21 protein-coding genes are annotated in these 22,258 nt (G+C 33.6%); 2 read left to right on the plus strand and 19 right to left on the minus strand.

The window, feature by feature from the left end; translation table 11 throughout:
* Positions 1-68: 68 nt before the first annotated feature.
* The 8 genes from ACYQ3D_RS03590 to ACYQ3D_RS03625 form a co-directional block, all read right to left on the minus strand.
* Positions 69-1,466, minus strand: a complete 1,398-nt coding sequence (locus ACYQ3D_RS03590; RefSeq protein ID WP_459836327.1) for a YjiH family protein — start codon at positions 1,464-1,466, stop codon at positions 69-71.
* Positions 1,466-2,554, minus strand: a complete 1,089-nt coding sequence (locus ACYQ3D_RS03595) for an iron-containing alcohol dehydrogenase family protein (protein ID WP_459836329.1) — start codon at positions 2,552-2,554, stop codon at positions 1,466-1,468. Before ACYQ3D_RS03595 ends, ACYQ3D_RS03590 begins: the two co-directional genes overlap by 1 nt.
* The gene (locus ACYQ3D_RS03600; protein WP_459836331.1) at positions 2,554-3,729 is read right to left on the minus strand and encodes a pyridoxal phosphate-dependent aminotransferase; all 1,176 of its coding nucleotides are present in this window, start codon (positions 3,727-3,729) and stop codon (positions 2,554-2,556) included. Before ACYQ3D_RS03600 ends, ACYQ3D_RS03595 begins: the two co-directional genes overlap by 1 nt.
* A 438-nt stretch (positions 3,730-4,167) precedes the next feature.
* Entirely contained in the window at positions 4,168-4,941 is a 774-nt protein-coding gene (locus tag ACYQ3D_RS03605; protein ID WP_459836334.1) for a sulfite exporter TauE/SafE family protein, read from the minus strand.
* Positions 4,942-4,998: 57 nt separating this feature from the next.
* The gene (locus tag ACYQ3D_RS03610; protein ID WP_459836336.1) at positions 4,999-5,544 is read right to left on the minus strand and encodes a TetR/AcrR family transcriptional regulator; all 546 of its coding nucleotides are present in this window, start codon (positions 5,542-5,544) and stop codon (positions 4,999-5,001) included.
* A 161-nt stretch (positions 5,545-5,705) separates the two neighbouring features.
* The gene (locus ACYQ3D_RS03615; RefSeq protein WP_459836338.1) at positions 5,706-6,440 is read right to left on the minus strand and encodes an amino acid ABC transporter ATP-binding protein; all 735 of its coding nucleotides are present in this window, start codon (positions 6,438-6,440) and stop codon (positions 5,706-5,708) included.
* Between the two features lie 14 nt (positions 6,441-6,454).
* The gene (locus ACYQ3D_RS03620; protein ID WP_459836341.1) at positions 6,455-7,111 is read right to left on the minus strand and encodes an amino acid ABC transporter permease; all 657 of its coding nucleotides are present in this window, start codon (positions 7,109-7,111) and stop codon (positions 6,455-6,457) included.
* 14 nt (positions 7,112-7,125) lie between these two features.
* Entirely contained in the window at positions 7,126-7,902 is a 777-nt protein-coding gene (locus ACYQ3D_RS03625; protein WP_459836343.1) for a transporter substrate-binding domain-containing protein, read from the minus strand.
* Between the two features lie 223 nt (positions 7,903-8,125).
* On the opposite strand from ACYQ3D_RS03625, the gene ACYQ3D_RS03630 reads away from it, so the two are divergent.
* The gene (locus ACYQ3D_RS03630; RefSeq protein WP_459836345.1) at positions 8,126-9,076 is read left to right on the plus strand and encodes a glycine betaine ABC transporter substrate-binding protein; all 951 of its coding nucleotides are present in this window, start codon (positions 8,126-8,128) and stop codon (positions 9,074-9,076) included.
* A 33-nt stretch (positions 9,077-9,109) separates the two neighbouring features.
* Here ACYQ3D_RS03630 and ACYQ3D_RS03635 read toward each other — a convergent pair whose 3' ends face one another.
* The 8 genes from ACYQ3D_RS03635 to ACYQ3D_RS03670 form a co-directional block, all read right to left on the minus strand.
* Positions 9,110-10,594, minus strand: coding sequence for a glycoside hydrolase family 32 protein (locus ACYQ3D_RS03635; RefSeq protein ID WP_459836347.1), 1,485 nt, complete (start codon positions 10,592-10,594; stop codon positions 9,110-9,112).
* A 312-nt stretch (positions 10,595-10,906) separates the two neighbouring features.
* On the minus strand, positions 10,907-12,271 hold the full coding sequence (locus tag ACYQ3D_RS03640) for a sucrose-specific PTS transporter subunit IIBC (protein ID WP_459836349.1): 1,365 nt from the start codon (positions 12,269-12,271) through the stop codon (positions 10,907-10,909).
* A gap of 210 nt (positions 12,272-12,481) precedes the next feature.
* On the minus strand, positions 12,482-13,489 hold the full coding sequence (locus ACYQ3D_RS03645; RefSeq protein ID WP_459836351.1) for a LacI family DNA-binding transcriptional regulator: 1,008 nt from the start codon (positions 13,487-13,489) through the stop codon (positions 12,482-12,484).
* A 91-nt stretch (positions 13,490-13,580) separates the two neighbouring features.
* Complete coding sequence (locus ACYQ3D_RS03650; RefSeq protein WP_459836354.1) at positions 13,581-14,531, minus strand: carbohydrate kinase family protein; 951 nt, start codon at positions 14,529-14,531, stop codon at positions 13,581-13,583.
* Between the two features lie 350 nt (positions 14,532-14,881).
* Positions 14,882-16,645 carry a two-component system histidine kinase PnpS gene (gene pnpS, locus ACYQ3D_RS03655; protein ID WP_459836356.1) on the minus strand — a complete coding sequence of 588 codons (1,764 nt, stop codon included), beginning with the start codon at positions 16,643-16,645 and terminating at the stop codon, positions 14,882-14,884.
* A gap of 14 nt (positions 16,646-16,659) precedes the next feature.
* The gene (locus ACYQ3D_RS03660; RefSeq protein WP_459836358.1) at positions 16,660-17,352 is read right to left on the minus strand and encodes a response regulator; all 693 of its coding nucleotides are present in this window, start codon (positions 17,350-17,352) and stop codon (positions 16,660-16,662) included.
* Positions 17,353-17,366: 14 nt separating this feature from the next.
* Positions 17,367-18,185 carry a peptidoglycan editing factor PgeF gene (gene pgeF, locus ACYQ3D_RS03665; RefSeq protein ID WP_459836360.1) on the minus strand — a complete coding sequence of 273 codons (819 nt, stop codon included), beginning with the start codon at positions 18,183-18,185 and terminating at the stop codon, positions 17,367-17,369.
* A gap of 6 nt (positions 18,186-18,191) precedes the next feature.
* Positions 18,192-18,482, minus strand: coding sequence for a spore germination protein GerW family protein (locus tag ACYQ3D_RS03670; protein ID WP_459836363.1), 291 nt, complete (start codon positions 18,480-18,482; stop codon positions 18,192-18,194).
* A 103-nt stretch (positions 18,483-18,585) separates the two neighbouring features.
* Between ACYQ3D_RS03670 and ACYQ3D_RS03675 the strand changes: the two genes are divergently transcribed.
* The gene (locus ACYQ3D_RS03675; RefSeq protein ID WP_459836365.1) at positions 18,586-18,759 is read left to right on the plus strand and encodes a hypothetical protein; all 174 of its coding nucleotides are present in this window, start codon (positions 18,586-18,588) and stop codon (positions 18,757-18,759) included.
* A 98-nt stretch (positions 18,760-18,857) separates the two neighbouring features.
* Here ACYQ3D_RS03675 and ACYQ3D_RS03680 read toward each other — a convergent pair whose 3' ends face one another.
* The 3 genes from ACYQ3D_RS03680 to ACYQ3D_RS03690 all read right to left on the minus strand — a co-directional run bounded on the left by ACYQ3D_RS03680 (position 18,858) and on the right by ACYQ3D_RS03690 (position 22,102).
* Positions 18,858-19,505, minus strand: coding sequence for a flagellar brake protein (locus ACYQ3D_RS03680; RefSeq protein WP_459836367.1), 648 nt, complete (start codon positions 19,503-19,505; stop codon positions 18,858-18,860).
* Positions 19,506-19,590: 85 nt separating this feature from the next.
* A complete protein-coding gene (locus ACYQ3D_RS03685) occupies positions 19,591-21,417 on the minus strand; it encodes a HAMP domain-containing sensor histidine kinase (RefSeq protein WP_459836369.1) in 1,827 nt (608 codons plus the stop codon).
* Complete coding sequence (locus ACYQ3D_RS03690) at positions 21,410-22,102, minus strand: response regulator transcription factor (RefSeq protein ID WP_459836372.1); 693 nt, start codon at positions 22,100-22,102, stop codon at positions 21,410-21,412. Before ACYQ3D_RS03690 ends, ACYQ3D_RS03685 begins: the two co-directional genes overlap by 8 nt.
* Positions 22,103-22,258 lie beyond the last annotated feature (156 nt).

A 22,258-nucleotide genomic window follows, 5' to 3' on the forward strand; every position in this document is an offset into this window, starting at 1 on the left:
CTACTAGTTTACCTAATATCCTACCAAATAACAAAAAACCTGTGCCTAGTTGGCACAGGTAAAGAGGATTAAACAAAAATATTAGCCAATAACACAATAATTGGAATCACTATAACTGTCTTTTCCAAGAATATAACTGCTAAATCTTTAAAATCAACAGGTATATTTGAAGTCAATAATAAGGTTCCCACTTCTGTCATATAGATAATCTGGACTAATGATAGAACACCAATAATAAATCTTGTTTTAACTGATTCTATACTAGCAGCTAAGATTGCTGGAATAAACATATCTGCAAAACCTACTATTGTTGCTGGAGCTGCCTCAAAAGCTTCTGGCACTCCTAAAACTTGTAAATAATAAGCAAAAGGTAAAGATAACCAATCAAATACAGGAGTATAAGTTGCTATTATCAAAGCTATCGTTCCCCAAGCCATTACTAAGGGCGCCAGACTGAAAATTATATTTAGGAAAGTCTCTAATCCTTGGTAGAGAATTTCAGTTACACTATCAACTTCTTGAGCTCGTTGCACAGCTTTTTGTAAAGCCCAATCTGTCTTTTTCATCCCAGCTGGTTCTTCTTCAGCAATCTGTTTCCCCACTTTAGAATGATAAGTACTAGGAAATTTACTTAATGGTGGAATCCGAGACATAATCACTACACTAAGAATACCGGTGATTACTACTGTAGCATAAAAAGGAATAAATAAATTATCTACTTCCAATAAAGCTGCTACAACTAAACAAAATGGTAAAGAGACAGCCGAAAAACAAGTTCCTATTGTAGCAGCTTCTCTACCAGTATAAAACCCTGCATCATACTGTTTTCTAGTCAAGACAACTCCTACATTACAATTACCAACCCAAGAAGTTACTAAATCTATAGCAGCCCGACCTGGTAAGGTAAATAAAGGCTTAACAACTCCTCTAACTACTGTACCTGTATAATCCATAGCTCCAAATTCTATTAATAACGGCATTAAAAAAGAAGCTGCAAAGAACCAAGCAATTAATTTCGAGATCAAGGACATCATAGTCCCACCAGTATCAGTAGAATAAATAATTTCTGTTCCCAATTCATTTAAAACTAAAACTGCAAATATAGATCCTATAATTCTAAAAGCTAAATAAAAATTACTAGTTGAAAATAATTTACTTAATAATTGATTATCAGTTATCAGCTTAGGTTTGAAAATAGTTGTTACTGTTGAAACTACAGCTGATAAAATAATTACTGTAGTTACTACTAATGGTAAATAAGCTTCTCCACTTGCCGCTAGCCATTCTGAGATAACACCTACCGGAGCACTAATTGCTCCATCATAAGGAACAGGACATAAAAACATAAAAACACCAATTAAGGAAGGCAGTAAAAACTTTAGTACCTTATACTTATTTATCTCCACCTGTTGATCAGTCTCGTGGGCCAAACCATAATCTAGTTCAGTTTCTAAACTATTATCCATTATGTCTCCTCCTTTTTAACATTTTCTAATCTTTTTATTGCCTTATAAAACATATCCTTAGTAACCTGATAAGGCATATCAACTAGATCCTCACTAGCTACTGCTGCTTTTAATACAGCTGCTAAATAATCTTTATCAACCTTAATTTTTAAATCAGCTACAGAAATAGGGAGTCCTAATTCTGCAAATAAGGAATAAACTCGCTGAAATTCTTCATTCTGCTGATCCATAATTAACTGGACTAAAACTCCATAGGCTACAATTTCTCCATGCAAATAATTTTCTTCTACCTCTTCTACTAAAGTTAATCCATAACATAATGCATGCGCACAAGCTCCATTATATTTTTCTTTAACTAATATAGAAACTAATCCAGTAGTAATAATATTATTTAAAATAACCTGCTCTAACGCAAAAGAATTATGATTCTTCCTACAGTCTTCAACAGCTTCAACACCATACTTGATTATAGGCTCAAGACACATACTACTCATTCTCTTTCCTAAAGCAGAACTATAAGCTAATTGATCGCCTCTAGATTTAATCTCTACTTCATAACGCTTAGCTACTGTATCACCTATACCAGCTCGTAAATAATTAGTAGGTGCATTAGCTATTATCTGGCTATCAATTACAATATGTACAGGTGGGTTAGTTAAATGAAAGAAAGAATCAAAATCGCCACTGGTATTATAAACAATTGAAATTGGCGTAGTTGCTGCACAAGTAGCTGCAATTGTAGGAACTGTAATTATAGGTAAGCCTGATTCTTCTGCTACTCCTTTTGCTGTATCTAAAGCTTTTCCGCCCCCAACACCTATAATTATATCAGTTTGAGTCCTCTTAACCTTACTACTACCTAACTTAATATTTTGATAAGTACACTCTCCTCCATACCACATAAAATCAATAATCTCTGACTTACTATCTTCTATAGTAGCGTTGATTTTTTCTTTTGTTTTTGCTAATGCAGTTTTACCGCCAATAACTAAAACTCGCTTACCATACTGTTGACATAAATCACCTAACTTTTGTATGACATTATCCCCCATAGTATAAGTAGAAAATCCAACTGTTAATTGATCCACTATAATCTTCCTTTCTTATTAAAAATATTCATATTTTTTAACCGATCAAAAGCCAACTTTAATTGTTCCTGCCCTACTGTACAAGCAATCCGAATATATCCTGCCCCACAATCTCCAAAAGCAACTCCCGGAATAGCTAATACTTTAGCTTCTTCTAACATCCGTTTACTAACTTCAACTGAAGTCAATCCAGTCTCTTGAATATTAATAAATAAATAAAAAGTCCCTTCCGGAGCTAAAACTGACAGATTAGGAATCTGCTTAATTCTTTGGTACGCATATGTTACTCGCTCTTTATACTCATCAATCATAGGTGGTTGAATTTGATCTCTCTTTCTTAAAGCATAAATAGCAGCTCTTTGCGAAATAGTAGGAGCTGAATAACAAATTCCTTCATTTATACTCTGCATACAATTTATTATAGGCGCTGGAGCTAATACATAACCTACTCTCCAACCAGTCATAGCATAATCCTTAGAAAAACTAGCTATTGTTATGGTCCGCTCCTGCATTCCTGCAATAGTAGCTAAAGGATTAAAAGAACCTTGAAATGTTAAAGATCCATAAACTTCATCTGCTAACACAATTAAATCTTTTTTCTGAGCCACATCAGCTAAATCTTCTAATGTCTCTTGACTCCAACAAGCTCCTGTTGGATTATTAGGCGTATTAACTATAATAGCTTTTGTCTGCTTAGTAACCACTGACTTTAATTTGTTAATATTAATTTCGAAACCATCTTCTTCAGTTGTTTCTAAAATTATAGGTGTTCCCCCAGCCAATTTAATTTGTTGTAAGTAAGGAGTAAAGTAAGGAGCAGGAATAATCACTTCATCTCCCTCATCTAAAATCGACTCTAGAGCTAAAAACATTCCATGACAGGCTCCTACTGTAACCATTACCTGAGACAAATCAATTTCCAATCCAAATTCTTGTTGATTGTAATTAATAATCTCTTCTCTTAGTTCAGAATCTCCTAAAGGAGCAGTATACCGTGTATGTCCAGCTTGAGCATCCGCAAAAGCTGATTCTATAACTTGGTTGTTAGTTGGATAATCTGGATCACCAAGACTCAAATTAATAATATCATCATATTCTTCTGCTAATTCTCCAATTTCTCCAATAATGGTCTGTTCTTGATCTATATAATCTGTAGCTAAATAATTATTTTTCATTTTCCCCACCTTCTTTGTCTGGTCTTATCTTTTGTTTGTATTATTATAAATGTTATTGAATAAAAATGCAATAGTAGTTTATAATTATCAACTTCTCTAACCCATTAAGAAAATATACTTAAAATTAAAAAATCGCCTCTTAAAAGGCGATTTACTCCCAATATTATACTCTACTCTCTACTTCCTCAAATTCATCTATCATCTGCTGATCTTCTTGTTCCACAAAAACATTAACTCCCGAAATTATGACCACATTACAGATGAAACCAGGGACAATCTCATATAGAGTACTTCCTAAACCTACTTGCTTCTAAACAACTAAAACTAATATAGCAGATTTAAAGTTAATCATAAAACAATTACTGAAATAAGTAACACACACATTCTACTAACTATTATTTCAGTTTCAAATACTTATATATTACATAAAAAGCAAAACTAATTAATAACAGAAATAATCCCCAGAATAACAAATATCCCTCCTACTATTTTAGATAAATTTTTTTCAGATATTGTGTTAGCATAAACAGCAGCCATAACAGCACCAATTAAACCTCCAAAACCACTAACTAAAACCTCAAAATATGGAATATGCTGATTAACAATAAAATGACTTATAGAGCCTAATAAAGCATTAAAAGTCATAATTAAAACTGAAGTTCCCACAGCAACATGAATAGAAAAACCATAAATAAAAGTTAAAACCATAAGAATCATCATTCCACCACCTGCCCCAAAAAAACCAGTCATTAACCCTATTACTCCTCCAAAAATTACAGCTGAAAAAGTCTTTCTTTTCTTCCAAAATGATAAATCAAACTTGTCTTGAAAATCTTTTAATCGTTCATCTAATGGTTTCCGTAAAAAAGATATTCCCATAAATAATATCACAAAACCAGTACTCCCTCCTAAAATAGAAGGAGACATATAATTAGATAGCCAACTTCCAATCATAGCAGCAGTTACAGAAGCCATTGCTAAATAAAATCCTTCTTTTAATTTTAAATTACCATGCTTTTGAAAAGTATAGGCTGAAATAGACGAAGCAACGACATCTGTTGCTAAACTTATTCCAATTGCTACATATGGAGTATACCCCAAAAATGTAATTAATACTGGAGCAACAATTACTACTGCCGAAGCTCCTACAAGTCCTGTAACTATTCCAGCTCCCCAACCTGCTAAAAGAATTATTAAGATTTCAATTTCCATTGCTATACTCCCTTCTTTTTATGAATTTAAATTCATTTAAAAGCAAATAATTAAAAATTAGTACAATAAATTTGATAATAATTTTTTAAGAAATGTCACATTTTCATCATGATAATCATTATAAGCACTTGATAAATTAATAATAGTCACTATAATAGTATCAACTAGCCTATAAGAAAAAAATTGATTCTTTCCTAAATCCAAAATATCAAATAAAGTCATAAATTTCATCTGCAATTTAGATTTTATTTTTTCAAATCTTTCCTCAGCAATAATATTGTTTTTTATTAATTTATTTCCTATCGCTTTTCTTTTAGAAATTTCTTCATAAAGAGTGATAACAAATTTTTCAACCTTTTTATTATTAGCAGAGTCTTCTTCTAATATTTGATCCAATTTTCTAAAAGTATTTTTCCAACTTTTACTAATAACATAAGAAATAAGTTCTTCTTTATTGGAAAAATAATTATAAAGTGTTCCCACTGCTATGTCTGTGTTTTCAGCAATCATCTTCATACTAGTATTTTTTAAACCATTTTGCTTTACCAACTCTATTACAGTATAAAATATTTTTTCCTCCACATTTTCAATTATTTTCGGCATAATCTCCTCCTTTTAAATTTTATGAATTTAAATTCATATTATCATAATAAAAATTGATTGTAAATATTTTTAACAAAGAAGTCTTTGCTATTAGTTATTTGCTCAACAACCTAATTAATATAAAAAGACTGGCAAGCTATTAGCCTACCAGCCATCTAACTTTATCTAATTACTCGCGCTAAAAACTCTTGGGTTCGGTCTACTTCAGGTTGAGAAAGCATCTTCTCTGGACTGCTAGCTTCTATAACTACTCCTTGATCCATAAAAACAATCTTATCTGCTACCTCACGAGCAAAATCCATCTCATGAGTGACTACTAACATAGTCATACCTTCTTGGGCCAACTCCTTAATCACTGCTAGCACATTCCCAATCAACTCAGGATCTAAAGCAGAAGTTGGTTCATCAAATAACATTAAGTCAGGATCAGTTGCTAAAGCTCTAGCAATCCCGACTCTTTGTTGTTGGCCGCCGGATAAAGAGGCGGGGTAAACATCTTCTTTCTCTTTTAATCCCACTTTAGTTAATAAATTCTGACCAACTGTTCTAGCTTCCTGAGAAGATAAATTCTGGACTACTACTAAAGCTTCAGTCACATTCTCTAAAGCTGTCTTATTCTTAAATAAATTATAACTTTGGAAGACCATACCTGTTCTCTGGCGCAATTGATGAATTTTAGTTTTATCTCTTTTACTGAGATCAACTTCTAAGTCTCCTAAAGTAAGTTGCCCTTGATTAGGAATTTCAAGATAATTGATACACCTCAATAATGTTGATTTTCCCGAACCACTAGCCCCAATTAAGACGACTACTTCTCCTTCCTCAATCTCTAAATTAATACCTTTTAACACTTCTAATTGATCAAATGACTTATGCAAGTTTTTTATTTTTAACATATTATCAACCAACCTTACCTATAAGCTCGTTCTAGATAGTTTTCTAGTAACTTTTGACTCTGGTAGATAACAAAGAATAAAATCAGATAAACTAGGGCAGCTGTAATATACATCTCTAAATAATTACCATGTAAAGCTGCTAGCTTTTTTGTCTTAGCCATGATTTCTTCAATACTAATCACAAAGACTAAAGAAGTATTCTTGATTAAATTAATAAAGGTATTACCTGTAGTTGGTAAAGCCACTACAGCAGCTTGCGGGAGAATAATCCGCCGCATGGCCTGCCAATAGGTCATCCCAACTGATAAAGCTGCCTCCAGTTGGCCCTTGTCAATTGATTTAATAGCCCCGCGAAATACCTCTGATAGATAAGCTCCTACATTAACTCCTAAAGCTAAATAAGCAGAATCAAAAGCATTAAACTCAACTCCAATTCGGGGTAACCCAAAATAAACAATATAGATCTGGACTAATAAAGGAGTCCCCCGAATAACAAAGACATATAATTCAGATACTTTATCTAATACTGGAATATTATATAACCTCAGCAAAGCAGTAACTAATCCTAATACTAATCCAATTCCCATTGCTATCAGTGCAATCTGGAGTGTAACTAATCCTAAAGGTAAAATCAATGGTAATTTATCAATTATTGCTGCAGTATTTATCATCTTTATCCCCTCAATTACTTGCTAACATCAACCCCAAACCATTTTTTAGAAATTTCTTTTAGCGTACCATCCTGCTTCATTTCTTGTAATGCTCCGTTGATTTTGTTCAGCAGTTGGTCATTATCTTTGCGTAATACAATCCCATTAACTACTTCCTTAACTGGTTCTCCAGCTAACTTAAGATCCAAATCAGTCTTTTGAATATTAATTCCTGCTACTAATTTATCATTTAAAGCTGCATCAATTCTACCTATTGCTACATCATTTAAGGTATCCAATAATACTTCGTAAGTCTTAACTTCTATTTCATTATGTTTATCAAAGTCATTAACGATTTGTCTATAATTACTACCCGCTCCAACTCCTACTTTTTTACCTTTTAAATCCTCTAAAGAATTAATATCATCCTGTCCTTCTCTAACAATCAATTGCGCCCCTGAATAAACATAAGGTTCAGTAAAAGCATACTTTTCTTTCCGTTCAGGAGTAATAGCAACCTGATTAACAATCAGATCAAACTTCCTAGCTTCTAGTGCCCCAAACATTCCTGACCACTTAGTAGGAACAAACTCAACTTGGTAACCAATTCTTTGGGCAATTTCTTGAGCTACTTCTACATCATATCCGGCTAATTCTCCGGCATCATTCTCAAAGTTAAATGGTGGATAAGTACCTTCTAAGCCTACTTGGAGTACTTTTTCCTCCTCAGCAGTCTGCTGACTAGTAGTACAACCTACTACCAAACCACCTACTAATATTAAAATAGTTAGTATAAAACCTATTTTTTTCATTTTTTCTCCTCCAATCTTTATTATACCTACCGGAATTGTTGGTTTTATTATACAGCACTAAAATAATAAAATCAAGTATAATTAACAAATAATAATAAAAATTAGAGTTAAAAAATTACAAAAAAACCAAATAAGCTCTTGATAAAAAGCAAATTCTATCTTATAATCCTATGGTGAAGGTTACATAAATATATTTTGTATTAATTCTCTAAGGAGGGAAAAAATGAATAACAAACGACTTACAAAAGTTCTTAGTTTAATGGCAATTGTGGTACTAGTCTTTACTATTATCACTGGTTGTACTAGCCAACAACAGGCTAGTCAGCAAAATGAACCACAAGATCAGGAAGAAAGTAAGCAACAAGAACAAGTTAAAGAAAAAGAGGTAGAAATTGGTTATGTGCAGTGGGCCTCAGCAGAAGCATCTACTTATGTAGTTAAAGAAGTATTACAAAGAATGGGCTATAAAGTCAAAACGCCTATTCTTCAATTTGCAGCTATGTACCAAGGAGCAGCTAAGGGAGACTTAGATGCCTTTGTTTGTGCTTGGCTTCCTAACACTGATAAAGAATACTGGGATAAATATGGTGATCAATTAACTGATCTAGGGGCCAACTATGATTCAGCTAAAATTGGGCTAGTAGTTCCTGAGTATGTTGATGTTGATAGTATAGCAGAACTAAAAGAAAATGCTAATAAGTTTGATAGTAAAATAGTAGGAATTGATCCGGGAGCTACTGAAATGCAGATAGTCAATAAGAAAACTATGCCTAGTTATGAAATTGATGACTGGAAGTTAGTTGGAAGTAGTGGGCCAGCAATGGCTACGACTTTAGGCAAAGCAATCAGAGAAAAAGAACCTATTGTAGTTACTGGTTGGAAGCCTCACTGGAAATGGTCCAAATGGGATCTTAAATTCTTAGAAGATCCGCAAAAAACAATGGGCGAAGGAGAAATGATTAAAAGTCTTGGTCGCCAAAATATTAAAGAAGACTTACCTCAGGTAGCTAAAGTACTATCCAATTATAAACTCAGTACTGAACAACTAGGAAGTCTCATGTTAAATATTAGTCAAGAAAATATGAAGCCAGAAAAAGCAGCTAAAAAGTTTGTTACTAATCATCCCGAGTTAGTTAATAGCTGGGTACCTGGTGACCAAAAAGTAGTAGAATAATTATTTAAAGGGCGGATTACCTCCGCCCTTCTTTTAATCCAGATCCCACTTATCAACTTGTTTCAGAGTAGCCCTTCCTTGCTGGGCAAAGAATTTAACTCCTGTACTATCGGGACTAGGATAGATTCTACTGCTAAATACCTCTCTTCCGCCATTAACAAATAATTCTACAGAAGAACGATCAATAAATAAATGTAATTTAATTGTATCTGGACTCTTTAAGCTACAACGTCGGACTCCGCCTGCCCCTTGACCAGAGTTGGACCGGTTAAAGACTAATTTTTCACTTTCTTTATTATACTTAATTACAGTTTCTTGCTTACCATTTTCCCCACATCTAATCTTAACTCCACATTCAGTAGCATCCTCTAGTTCAAACTTAGCCTTTAATTCAATCACATCACCTGAAACTCCAGCAAGTTCTAGTTCTTGATCATTGAGTTCTAAGTCACTCTCTGCTACATAATTATGTCTTAACTGTTTCATTTCTTCGACTGGTTGCTGGACTAATTTGTTATCTTCTCCTAATTCTAAAACACGCGGAATTGTTAAAGCGTGAATCCAACCATTTTTCCGTTCAATATAATTCTCATCCTGTTCTGGTAGCCCCATCCAAGCCACTAAAATCCTTCTCCCTTGCTCATCTAGTGTTGTTTGAGCAGCATAAAAATCAAATCCTCTATCTAATTCAGTAAATTCACCATGGGCAAACTCTCCTGTTTCATAATCTAAATCTCCTACAAAATAGCCTGCTTGATAGATATTATTGTATAAATCTCCTTCCGCCTCTAATCCCTGAGGAAGAACGATTAATACTTCTTTATCTCCTAATTCAAATAAATCTGGACACTCCCACATATAACCAAAGTCCTCTAGACCATGTAGGTTACTACCAGCTACTTCACCTACTAACTGCCACTCTTTTAAATCAGAAGATTTATATAATAAGACTCGCCCCTCTTCTTCAACAGTCTGAGTTCCAATTACCATATACCACGAATCATCTTTACACCACACTTTTGGATCTCTAAAATGAGCAGTATAACCTTCAGGTTGGCCCTGAATAACAGGATTATCTTTACTTTTAGTAAAGTCTATCTCATCATCAGTAGTAGCTAGACACTGATAGGAACTTCTGATTCCTTCTCTTTTTACATTTCCAGTATAAATTAAAGTAAGCTCTCCCTTATTATCTACAGCACTACCAGAATAACAACCATGAGTTTCATACCAAGTATCTGGTGCTAAAGCAATCGGCTGTTCACTCCAGTTTACTAAATCTTGACTAGTATAATGCCCCCAGAATTTCAGACCATCCTCAGCTCCAAAAGGATTAAATTGATAAAACAAATGATACGTCCCCTCAAATTGAATAAAGCCATTAGGATCATTTAACCAACCAGCTGGAGGCATAATATGAAACTGTAATCTATAATAATCAGCTGTAGCTTCTTTTCTTGCCTCAGCAATAGCTTGATTAGCTCTAGTTAATAAATCTTCTTGCTTTTCTTGGTCCATTTTATCCCTCCATCCTAGATTATTAATTATTGATATATTGTGTCACCGCAGGTGACACAGTCGTGAGTCATGTGTCGTGAGCTGTGGGCTAAATCAAAATCTTCAAACTCAAAATCAAAACCACTATAACTTCTAAACTTTAGAGATTAAATTAGATTTATGATTTTGACTTTGAATTGGCTCATGACTCATAACTCATAGCTCACGACTATTGATATAATGTGTCAGTGACACATTATATCAATAGTATCTAAATTATAAACTAAAAAAGGGAGGTTTCCCTCCCTTCCTGCAACTATTTATACCAGATTATTATTCTTCAAAACCTATCATCCAAGTACCAGCAAAAGCACCACCAAAGGCAATAATTAAACCAATAATATAATTAACAAGATCTCCTGAAGCTGCAATAGTAGCTGCCGGAATTCCTGTTAAGCCTAAACCAGTAAAACCTACATTAGTAAGTACTACATAAACTCCACCTAAAGCACCACCAATAGCACCAGCAATGAAGGGCTTCATTAATCTTAAATTAACACCAAAGATTGCAGCTTCGGTAATACCTAACAGACAAGAAGTTGCTGCAGGCAGTGAAATCTGCTTCATATTAGTATCATTAGTCATAAAGTACACTGCAAAAGCGGCACCACCTTGAGCAACATTAGCCATAGACCAGATTGGTAATAAGAAGTTAACTCCAATATCTGGATTAGACAATAATCCTGCCTCAATAGCATGGAAACTGTGATGGATTCCAGTTATTACAATAGTGGAATATAAACCACCAAAAATCAATCCTGCTACTGGACCAGCAACATCATAAATTGCTTGTAATCCAAAAGAAATACCATCACCAATAAATCTAGCAAAGGGGCCAATAGCCACTAATGAAATAAATCCTGTACTTAAAATAGTTATAAATGGCGTTACAATTATATCTAACACATCTGGTACAACTTTCTTTAAGAAACCGTGAATATACTTCATAATCCAGACAGCTAATAAGATTGGTAATACTGTACCTTGATAACCAACCATTCCAATCTCTAGACCATATAAATTAATTGATTTCTCAATACCTTTGCCAATTGTCCAAGCATTCTGTAAAGCAGGGTGGATCATAATCCCTCCTAATACAGAAGCTAAATAAGGATTAGTCTCAAATTCTTTAGCTGCACTAAAAGCAATGATTACTGGCAGAAAGACAAAGGCTGCATTAGAGAACATATTTAGCAAAGTAAAGGCTGCACTATCTCCACTAACAACTCCATAAGCCTTAAGCATTCCTAAAGTTCCCATTAAAACTCCACTAGCTACAATAGCAGGGATAATCGGTACAAAAATATTAGATAATATTCTAGCAAAGCGTTGGAAAGGATTTAAATTCTTCATTGCTTTCTGTTTAGCTGCACTCTTACTCACTTCTGAAACTTCACCTAGTTCAGTAAATTCCTCATATACTTTATCAACTGTACCTTGGCCAATAATAATCTGAAATTGGCCCGAATTCTTGAAAGCTCCTTTTACTCCTGCAACACTCTCTACCGCTTCTTGGTCAGCCTGGTCATTATCTTTAAGTACCAAACGTAATCTAGTTGCACAATGAGCTGCACTATCAACATTTTCTTTACCACCAATTGCCCGAATGATTTCTTCAGCTGTCTTCCTATAATCCATCTTTTATCCTCCTTTTTAATGTGGATAATAGAGGGGTTGTTTACTTATTAAGTCTCTAATCTTATTTCCTCTTTCTAAAGCTATAAACTAATTTTAAATATTATTAAAATTATAATCTTATGTATAAAGTTAAACTGTATTTTATAAACTTTTGGGATCCTTCCCATGAGATGAAAAAAATAATGGGAACCTTCCCAAAGGAAATTAAAATTAAACTTTAATTACACTATTTCGTTCAACTATATGGTGATCCATTACTAATTTATAAGGGATTTCTTGATTGTTAATATGCTGTAATAATAACTTAGAAGCCTCTGCTCCAGCCCGAAAATGATTATAATGAATAGTCGTTAATTCAGGAGTTATTAATGGACTTATATCAGCATCACCAATTCCCACTATTGATACATCTTCAGGAATTCGATATCCATTATCTTTTAGACACTTCATAGCTCCAATAGCTAATCGATCTGTAGCAGCAAAAACTGCTGTAGGCAACTTCTGAGTATTATTAATTATTTCTGTCATCCCTTGGTAACCTGAATCTATACTAAAACCATCTTTGTACATATATTCTTCTTTGACTGGTAAATTATTTTCCTGGAGTGCTGTCAAATAGCCTTGCTTTCTAAATTGACCTACGGCTTCATCATATTCTTCAACCCCAATGTAACCAATTCTGTTATGACCTTGTTCTATTAAATAATTTACTATATCCTGAGCTGACTGAAAATCATCATGAATTACACAAGGAATTTCTAAAATATCAGTAATATCCTGGCCTAGCACCACTACTGGAATATTCATTTTAGTCAACATTTCTACATGTTCTTCTGTAAACTGAGTACCAAAGAGTAAAATACCGCTAACTCTCTTTTCCTTAAGCAATTGTAAATGATTAATCTCTTCTTCATTATTTAATCTAGTATTAGTCAATAGAACATCATAACCATTTTCATACATCGTATTACTAATACCTTCAACTGCTGCCGAAAATGTGCTAGTATTTATCTTGGGTAGAATAACTCCTATTGTATCAGTTCGATTCCTGTGTAAATCCTTTGCTAGAGAATTGGGCGCGTATCCTGTTTCCTCTACAATCTGTTCTACTTTTTCTCTGACTTTATCACTTACATGGTCTGAATTATTAATCACTCGAGAAACTGTCGATTTAGAAACATTAGCTAATTTAGCTATTTCTTTAATAGTTATCGACATATTTAAACCCCTTCTCAACTATACATTATCCCTAACTTCTACTGACTACAATTATACACCATAAATAACCAAAAATCAACAAACAAGGACATTACTTATTTTCTAAAATGTTTTTAACTTCCTCTAAAGTTGGTAAAGCCGACATAGCACCACTCTCTGAAGCAGCTAAACCTCCCGATACACTAGCAAATTCAGTAGTATAATCTAAAAATTCTTTATCTAATTCTCTTAGATCTTTATCAGTCTGATTGATATTATATAAAATACCAGATACAAAGGCATCACCAGCTCCTGTTGTATCTACTGTTTCTACTTCCATAGCTGGAATAAATTCTATAGTACCCTGATAGTAATAATAAGCCCCTTGGCTACCAAAAGTAACATAGATTAAAGGAATATCATATTCTTCTTGTAGTTCTTGCGCACCTACTTCTACCTCTTGCGTTCCAGTAATAAATTCTAGTTCTTCTTCTGATATCTTTAGAATATCAGTCTCACCTAACATAGAAATAATCCCTGCTTTAGCATCCTGAGCAGTATCCCAGAGATTCATCCGCAAATTAGGATCATAAGAAACGACCAAATCATTCTCTTGGGCCAACTTCACTGCCTGCTTAATAGCACTCCGAGCTGGTTCATCAATTAAAGAAATAGAACCAAAATGAAAAATCTTAGGCTCAGAAAAAATATCCGGGTTAATCTCTTCTTCTCTTAAAAACCTATCTGCACTAGGATCAATATAAAAATCAAAATTCCTATCTCCCTGATCATCTAAAGTAACAAAAGTTAGTCCTGTTCTAGCTTCAGTAGTTAATAACATCTCACTTGTATTAACACCTTTATCTGTTAAAGTCTGTTGGAGAAAATTACCCAAAACATCATCTCCCACTTTTCCTACAAAACTAGTCTCAACTCCTAGACAGCTCAATCCGACTGCCACATTAGCTGGAGCGCCACCAGGATTCTTTTTAAACTTCATATTGTCCTCATCTAGAGGAGTAAAATCAATTAGTGCTTCACCTAAAGTAATTACACCACTCATTAGTAACATCAACTCCTTTTTTTACAAAGTAATTATATCTCTAGCAACAAAGTTTGTCAAATAAAAAAATATTATCGATTGTATCTAAGAATTAATGTAGAAACTCGATTTCCTTTATTAGAATGTAGATTAATTGATATAAAGTGCCACTTTATATCAGCTATCAGCTATCTGCTATGTGCCGTGTGCTAATTCAACCCCTTAAAACATAGTAATTTTAAGGGGTTAGATTTTGAATTTAAAGGTTTTGAATTGGCTGACAGCACACATGACGACTGTGTCACCATAGGTGACACAATATATCAATATAGGTTCATTTTAAATTGGAATATCTATAAAAAGTTGGCCCTTTAAAGAGCAAACTTAACAATAAATTTAGTACCTACTTCTAATTCACTTTCTACTTCAATTATACCATTATGTTGCTCCACAATATGCTTGACAATAGAAAGTCCTAGACCAGTCCCCCCTAGTTCTCTACTTCTTGCTTTATTAACTCGATAAAATCGTTCAAAGATACGCGATATATCTTCCTGAGGAATCCCCATTCCATTATCCTCTACTTCAATAACTAATTTATCATTCTCAGTATAGCTTTTAACTTCAACTCTCCCGCCTGCTGGAGTATATTTCAGAGCATTATCAATTAAATTAATCAATAACCGAGAGAGTTGTTCCTGATTACCAGTAATCTTAGGTAAATCAGATTCTATATCCAATTGGACATCAATATTTTTTTGTTCAGCTTTAGGAGCTAAGACAGGAATTACATCATTAATAATTTCTGGAATATATAACTCATCTTCTAATAAATTATTACCTGCTTCTATTTTAGATAAATCCAATATATCATTAATTAAATACTCCAGTCGTTCCGTTTCATCATCTATTACCTCTAAAAAAGAATTATACGTATCTAAATCTGGGTTGCTTTCCAATAACGTTTCTACATAACCTTTAATTGACGTCAAAGGAGTCTTTAGCTCATGAGATACATTACTAACAAATTCCTTTCTCATCTGTTCTAATCTCCTAATATCTGTAATATCTCGTAAACTAACTACTACTCCTCTTAACTGGTCTTTACGTTCAATAGGGGCCAACTGGACTCGAAAAGTTCTCTCCTCAGGTAATAATAAATCTACTTCCTCTGTTAATTCTTTTCCTGTCTCTAGAGATTCAGTGATTAATTCATCTAATTTATAATTTTTAGTAATCTGAATCACTGACTCACCTAGCACTTCTTCTTCTGTAATCTGGAATATTTCTTCGGCAGCTAAATTAACTAAAATGACTTCTCCTGACTCATTAACAGCAATTATAGCATCACCAATACTAGTTACAATTGCTTCCACTTTACTCTTTTCAGTGGATAATTGTTGCATATTTTCCTTAACTTGGTTAACCATATGATTAAACATTTTAGCTAACTTACCTATTTCATCTTCAGTCTTAATAACCAATTTCTGATCTAAAAAGCCATTAGCCATTCTTTGCGCAACAGAAGTCATCTCCCGGATAGGATTAGTAATCCGTTTGGCAAATTTAAAAGAAAGTAAAATAGATATTAAAAAAGCAATTATGCCTGTCTGAAATAAAACTTCCCAGATGCCATAATAGAGTCGATTTAACTTCTTTAAATCTAAAGCTGCTCTAATAATACCAATCGTTTCACCTTGATCTACAATAGGTAAAGCTACGTATCTCATATCAATATTTAATGTAGCACTATGTCTCATCGACTTACCAAGATCCTCTCTTAGCGCCTCTTGGATCTCAGGACGATCTATATGATTATCCATTTCGGCTGGATTTTCCCTTGAATCAGCTAATACTTGACCACTAGCGGCAACAACTGTAATCCTAGTCTGTAATTCTTCACCATATTCCTCAATTAACCTATCCAATTTGGTTGCTTCTTTAGTTTTAATCAGAGGCTTAACCACCCCAGTTACTAACTTCATCTCCCCCACTAATTTTTTATCTAACCAATCAGAAAAATAATCCTCTAGTGATTTTTGTAAAAAAAAGCCTGAAGCAACTAGTGTAACAACTAATAAAAGTAAATATAAAGTTACAATCTTCCATCGCAATTTTTTAAATCTCTGTAGCATTGTCTTCTAACTCCTTATTTGGATTCTACAAACTTATAACCTACTCCTCTAACAGTTTTAATATAGTCTAGAGTACTATACTCTCCAATCTTCTTTCTTAATCTTCTAATATGAACATCTACAGTTCTAGTATCCCCTTGGTAATCATAGCCCCACACTTCTTTTAGTAGATAACTTCTGGAAAATACCTGATTAATATTAGTTATTAAAATAGATAATAATTCAAATTCCTTAGGTGTTAAATCAATTTCAACCTCACTAACTTCAACTTGGTATTTATTTAAATCCAATCTAATATCACCTGCTTCAATCACCTCTGGGGTAGATGATTGGCCTTCAACTCGTCTTAAAACTGCCTTAACTCGAGCAATTAATTCCCGAGGACTAAAGGGTTTAGTAACATAATCATCTGCTCCTAATTCTAACCCTAGTATCTTATCCACTTCTTCTTCTTTAGCTGATAAAATAATAATCGGTAAGTTACTGTATTGATCATTTTGTCTAATTTTTCTACAAATATCAAACCCATCGACTCCAGGTAACATCAAATCTAAGACTATTAAATCAGGCTCCTGTTGTCTGACAAGCTCTAATGCTTGTTGGCCTTTAGAGGCAGTAATCACTTCGTATCCTTCTTTTTTTAAATTAAACTCAACTAATTGGACTATATTTTCTTCATCATCAACTACTAATATTTTAGCTGCCATAACCAATCCCCCATTTATTTTAATTTTATTAAACTAGCCATTCTACCAGTCCTTGTACCATCTCTACGGTGAGAATAAAATAAGTTAGAATCACAAGCAGTACATAAATTGCTATGTATAATATTCTTGCTAGGAACTCCTATTTCCTCTAGTTGAACCTGATTAGCTAAACTCAAATCCAACTTCCACTGGTCGTCAGCTACTTTATCCACTAACTGTTGCCACTGAGAAAACTGCTTTTGTAAAGGCTCAATAACTTTACTGTCCACTTGGTAACAACACTTACCAATAGCCGGGCCAACCCCCACCAACAAGTCATTTAGCTCTGTTCCGTACACCTCTTTCAGCTTCATAACAGTCTGTTGAGCAATTTTTTCTACTGTTCCTCGCCAACCTGCATGAACTAAACCTACTACTTCAGACTCAGGATCCAATAAAAAAATCGGAGTACAATCAGCATAATAAGAAGTTAACAAAATCCCAGATTCAGCTGTTAATAAAGCATCCGTATCATCTACGGCAGTCTCATAATCTAATGCTCCCTTACCTTTATCCTGAGCAGTAACTAACTTAATCTGATCACTATGTACCTGTTTTCCAGCTACTAAATTCTGGGGGTTACTATTCAATACTTTACAAATCTGTTTTCTATTTTTTAATACTGCTTCTTTTTTATCTGCTACATGCAAACCTAAATTTAAACTAGCATACTCACCTGTACTAACGCCTCCTACTCTAGTAGTAAAGGCGTGTTCAACTAATCCTGTCGCAGCAAATTCTTCAATGATATAATACTTAACTCCATCCTTTTGCTGTAGTTTAAAGATTGACATCCCTCCTCAATTAATCTCTTCTATTCTAGATAGTATCTCCGGTAATTGTTCCTTTACCTCCTGCTTTGAACAATCTTCTTTTAAAGACACAAAAGAAACCTCACCACTTGCTTTAATTATAATTATTGCTCTCGGAGTCAGACTAGCCCCTCCTCCGCTAGCTTCTTGTCCTCCTCCACAACCAAGTAAGATATCAACTATAGGAATTAAAGTCATCTCTTCTACCTGATAAGGAGTCCCAATCACTTGTTGGTAGTCAACTCGACTTTCTAGATAATCAATTATTTCTTGATTCATCTTTATTCCCCTCCATTATAATCCATAATCAATATTATTATATCCTATTTTTACTAGAGTATATTCTTTTAAGTTTGATATAATAATTTATAGGAGGGATAAAATGACACAAGAAGATCCCCAAACTTCTCCCGAAGAAAAAGAAACTAATCAGCAACTAGAAAACCAAAAAACTAAAGAAATTTTAAACAAAGTAGATGCTCAAGAAAAAAATGAACGTCTTAAAGATCCTAAACAAGCTACTCCAGACGCTCGTAGTGATCTCCCAAAAAGTTAAATAATCATTCTTTAAATTAGTTGAGGTCTAGAACAAGACTAAAATATCAACTCTTAATCTTGGCCTAGACCTCAACCTAAACTTAGATCCCTTATATATTAGATAATCCCTTTTTGGCGCAACTCTCTTTGTTTTTCAAATACCCAACTGATTATTTCTTCTTGCCTTTGCTTACTAGCCCCTATAAACTCTACTCCTAGCTGATATACTTTTTTATCTAAATCTGGCTCCTCTTCTTCGCTAACTCTTATTACTTGCCCATTAATTATATTAAAACTAAAATCAAAAGAATCTAACTGTAACTTTAATACCTGGTCTAGATCATACTTACTAAAATCATCAACCTTCATCTGTAATCCACCACCACTGATATCCATCACTACTGCTTCTTTAAGTTGGTTCTGGGAAGCAGATAATAAACTATAATGAATTTTTTTGTGGACTGGTACTCTGACATATTTTCTCCGTTGAATTCTTTCTAGCCCGCTATCTCTAGTCACTACTAAAAAACATTCAGTAGTCTTATCCACTACTACATTTAACTTATATAGTGCACTTTGGCCTACAAAAGATAAAACTAAAGTATTTCCTGGAGTAACAGATTCTAAATTATCTAGCTCAGCATCTAATAAATTTAATTTAATAGCCTCTCCCTCTAACTTAACTATCTCCGCCTCATATTCTTGCTCACCATCAATTGTACTTAGGTTAACATACTGATTAACAAATAATTTAGAGTCAGCCATCCCCTTCCTCCTTTCTATATTATTACTCTCTTATATGTTAATAATTGTATGTTAACCATTTTTCTCCTTGATTATTAAAAAATAACTATTGATTTTCTCTGTAAGGTAGCGAAAAAATGAAGTCAGTACCTACTTCTAGTTCACTTTCGACTCTTATCTTGCCTCCTAAACTTTCTATTATTTCTTTTACAATAGCTAAACCTAGTCCTGTCCCTTCACCAGCTGGTTTACGAGCCCGGTCAACTTGATGGAATCTCTCCCAGATATAATTCTGTTCTGCCTCAGGAATCCCTAAACCATCATCAATTATTTCTACTGTTACTTCTTGCGCTTGGTCTAATACTTTAATTTCAATTTTTCCATCTGGATCTGTAAACTTGATTGCATTACTCAGTAGATTAACAAGTACTTCTTCTAGCTTATTCTTATCTGTCTCTAGGACTAATTTAGCAGGAGTATTTAAAATCACTTCTCTTTTTTCAAGTCTAGATTCTAAATTAATCTTTACTGATTTAATTAATTTAATCAAATCCACCTGTTCCCAATTAAAATCCACCTGTCCGGACTGTAATCTGGATAAATCTAAAATATCTGCTACCAAATTAGACATTCTTTCTGTCTCACTTAAGACTCGTTGCAGATAATCTCTTTGCATCTTTTCTTGCTCTACAACTCCATCTAAAATCGCTTCTAAATAACCTTGTACTGCTGTCAAAGGAGTTTTTAGTTCATGAGATACATTAGCTACAAATAACCGTCTCATCTGATCTAACTTTCTAATTTCAGTTACATCACGCACCAAAATAATTACTCCCCATAATTTAGATCCAACTTGCACTGGAGCAGCTTGAGCAGCAATGATCTGTTCTTGCCAATCAAATTCTCTACTAGCTTCACTTTCTTCAGCCAATACTTCTTCTACTAAAGTAACTAATTCAGTAGGACAATGCGAATTGAATTTATGATTAATTATGTCTTGCTTTAAATTAAAAATTTCTTTTAATTTGGGATTAGCTAACATGATCTTTTTATCAGCTGTAACTCCTAAAACTCCTTCTGTCATACTAGTTAACATCTCTTCCATTCTACTCTTTTCAGCATCTAAAGCAGTGATATTCTTAGCTAACTGTTCTGACATATAATTAAAACTAGCTCCTAATTTCCCGATTTCATCCCCAGGTAAATCAGTTAATTTTTCATCAAAATTGCCAGCTGCCATCTTACGTGCTTGAATCTTCATCTTTTCTAAAGGACGAGTAATTCCTCGAGAAATAAAGTATCCTAGTCCTAAAGCTAATATAATAGCCCCCAAAGTAATTTGTAAAGTCAAGTTTCTAATTTTAACTACCATTTCTTGTAATCCTCTACTAGGAGAGATCAAAAATAAAGCTAATCGAGGTGAAACTTCTATAGGAATCCCTACAGCAATTATAGACTGACCCAACATAGGGCTTTTACCTTGAAAGGTAACAGTCTTACCAGCTAATACCTGATCTAATCCATCTTCTAAATCCAATAGTTCTTTTTGAAACCGATTCATCATAGAATTATGATTCATCATTCCTCTATGTGAGTCAGAATGGTCTCCCATTTTCGACTTCATTCTACCATGCATCTTCATCATTCTATTCATCTGCCGTCCTTGATTAATAATCTTACCTTGCTGGTTAATAACAATTATACTAGTATCTACTAGCTCTTCTAGATCAGATAAGGTATCATTTAACTCCTGTTGATTATTATTTTGGACTATCTTACTAACTAATTGTCCCTTGCTAGCTAATTCCTCTTTTTTATTTTCTAAAAAATAGTCTTCTAAATAATGAGGTAGAAATATAACTAGCACCAATAAAATCAAAATTGGAATTAAAATATAACTCCCCATAATCTTATTAAATAAGCTATTAATCATTACTATCCCCTACGAACTTATATCCTACACCCCAGACAGTCTTGATATAACCTAAATCTATCTTATCTCGTAACCAATTAATATGAACATCAACTGTTCTCAGATCCCCATAATGATCAATCCCCCAGATTCTATCATATAATCTATCTCGCTCAAAAACTTGTTTAGGATGTTTAGCTAATAATAATAATAATTCGTATTCTTTAGGAGATAAATTTAATTGCTCGCCAGCTACTTTTACTTCTCTATTAGCAGGATCAATTAGCAAATCTGGATAAGTTATTAAATCCTTAGTTGCTTCTTGATCTGGTTTATTTTTATCCAATCGTTTAAAAATAACCTTGGCTCTAGCAACCACTTCACGTGGACTAAAGGGTTTCGTTACATAATCATCGGCTCCTAACTCCAAACCTAATATTCTATCAAATTCTTCACTCTTAGCTGACAAAAAAATAACTGGCACTTCACTATCCTGTCTAATTTTTTTAATTACTTCTAAGCCATCTAACTTAGGCATCATAATATCTAAAATAAGCAAATCAGGTTGCTCTTCATTCATCAAATCTAACGTTTCTGCTCCATCTTGAGCAATGACCACTTCACAATCTTCTTCTTTAAAATAAAGACTCAGTATTTCCTGCACATGTTGGTCATCATCTGCCAATAATATCTTTTTTTCCTTCATCTTACCACCTCAAAATTAAATAAATATTGTTTAATTGATATAAAGTGGCACTTTCGTGCCACAGCTATCTGCTATCTGCTATGTGCCGTGTGCTAATTCAAATTCAAAACCACAGATCCAGTTCAATTCCTTAAAACATAGTAATCTTAAAGGGTT

The organism is Halanaerobaculum tunisiense (genome assembly GCF_054657635.1).

What these genes read in the sequence shown, in the direction of transcription:
- ACYQ3D_RS03630 (WP_459836345.1), top strand. Translation starts at nt 8,126, where the DNA reads ATGAATAACAAACGACTTACAAAAGTTCTTAGTTTAATGGCAATTGTG.
- ACYQ3D_RS03610 (WP_459836336.1), bottom strand. Translation starts at nt 5,544, where the DNA reads ATGCCGAAAATAATTGAAAATGTGGAGGAAAAAATATTTTATACTGTA.
- ACYQ3D_RS03670 (WP_459836363.1), bottom strand. Translation starts at nt 18,482, where the DNA reads ATGAATCAAGAAATAATTGATTATCTAGAAAGTCGAGTTGACTACCAA.
- ACYQ3D_RS03650 (WP_459836354.1), bottom strand. Translation starts at nt 14,531, where the DNA reads ATGAGTGGTGTAATTACTTTAGGTGAAGCACTAATTGATTTTACTCCT.
- ACYQ3D_RS03615 (WP_459836338.1), bottom strand. Translation starts at nt 6,440, where the DNA reads ATGTTAAAAATAAAAAACTTGCATAAGTCATTTGATCAATTAGAAGTG.
- ACYQ3D_RS03680 (WP_459836367.1), bottom strand. Translation starts at nt 19,505, where the DNA reads ATGGCTGACTCTAAATTATTTGTTAATCAGTATGTTAACCTAAGTACA.
- ACYQ3D_RS03685 (WP_459836369.1), bottom strand. Translation starts at nt 21,417, where the DNA reads ATGATTAATAGCTTATTTAATAAGATTATGGGGAGTTATATTTTAATT.
- ACYQ3D_RS03600 (WP_459836331.1), bottom strand. Translation starts at nt 3,729, where the DNA reads ATGAAAAATAATTATTTAGCTACAGATTATATAGATCAAGAACAGACC.
- pgeF (WP_459836360.1), bottom strand. Translation starts at nt 18,185, where the DNA reads ATGTCAATCTTTAAACTACAGCAAAAGGATGGAGTTAAGTATTATATC.
- ACYQ3D_RS03640 (WP_459836349.1), bottom strand. Translation starts at nt 12,271, where the DNA reads ATGGATTATAGGAAGACAGCTGAAGAAATCATTCGGGCAATTGGTGGT.
- ACYQ3D_RS03690 (WP_459836372.1), bottom strand. Translation starts at nt 22,102, where the DNA reads ATGAAGGAAAAAAAGATATTATTGGCAGATGATGACCAACATGTGCAG.
- pnpS (WP_459836356.1), bottom strand. Translation starts at nt 16,645, where the DNA reads ATGCTACAGAGATTTAAAAAATTGCGATGGAAGATTGTAACTTTATAT.
- ACYQ3D_RS03645 (WP_459836351.1), bottom strand. Translation starts at nt 13,489, where the DNA reads ATGTCGATAACTATTAAAGAAATAGCTAAATTAGCTAATGTTTCTAAA.
- ACYQ3D_RS03675 (WP_459836365.1), top strand. Translation starts at nt 18,586, where the DNA reads ATGACACAAGAAGATCCCCAAACTTCTCCCGAAGAAAAAGAAACTAAT.
- ACYQ3D_RS03620 (WP_459836341.1), bottom strand. Translation starts at nt 7,111, where the DNA reads ATGATAAATACTGCAGCAATAATTGATAAATTACCATTGATTTTACCT.
- ACYQ3D_RS03590 (WP_459836327.1), bottom strand. Translation starts at nt 1,466, where the DNA reads ATGGATAATAGTTTAGAAACTGAACTAGATTATGGTTTGGCCCACGAG.
- ACYQ3D_RS03635 (WP_459836347.1), bottom strand. Translation starts at nt 10,594, where the DNA reads ATGGACCAAGAAAAGCAAGAAGATTTATTAACTAGAGCTAATCAAGCT.
- ACYQ3D_RS03605 (WP_459836334.1), bottom strand. Translation starts at nt 4,941, where the DNA reads ATGGAAATTGAAATCTTAATAATTCTTTTAGCAGGTTGGGGAGCTGGA.
- ACYQ3D_RS03625 (WP_459836343.1), bottom strand. Translation starts at nt 7,902, where the DNA reads ATGAAAAAAATAGGTTTTATACTAACTATTTTAATATTAGTAGGTGGT.
- ACYQ3D_RS03660 (WP_459836358.1), bottom strand. Translation starts at nt 17,352, where the DNA reads ATGGCAGCTAAAATATTAGTAGTTGATGATGAAGAAAATATAGTCCAA.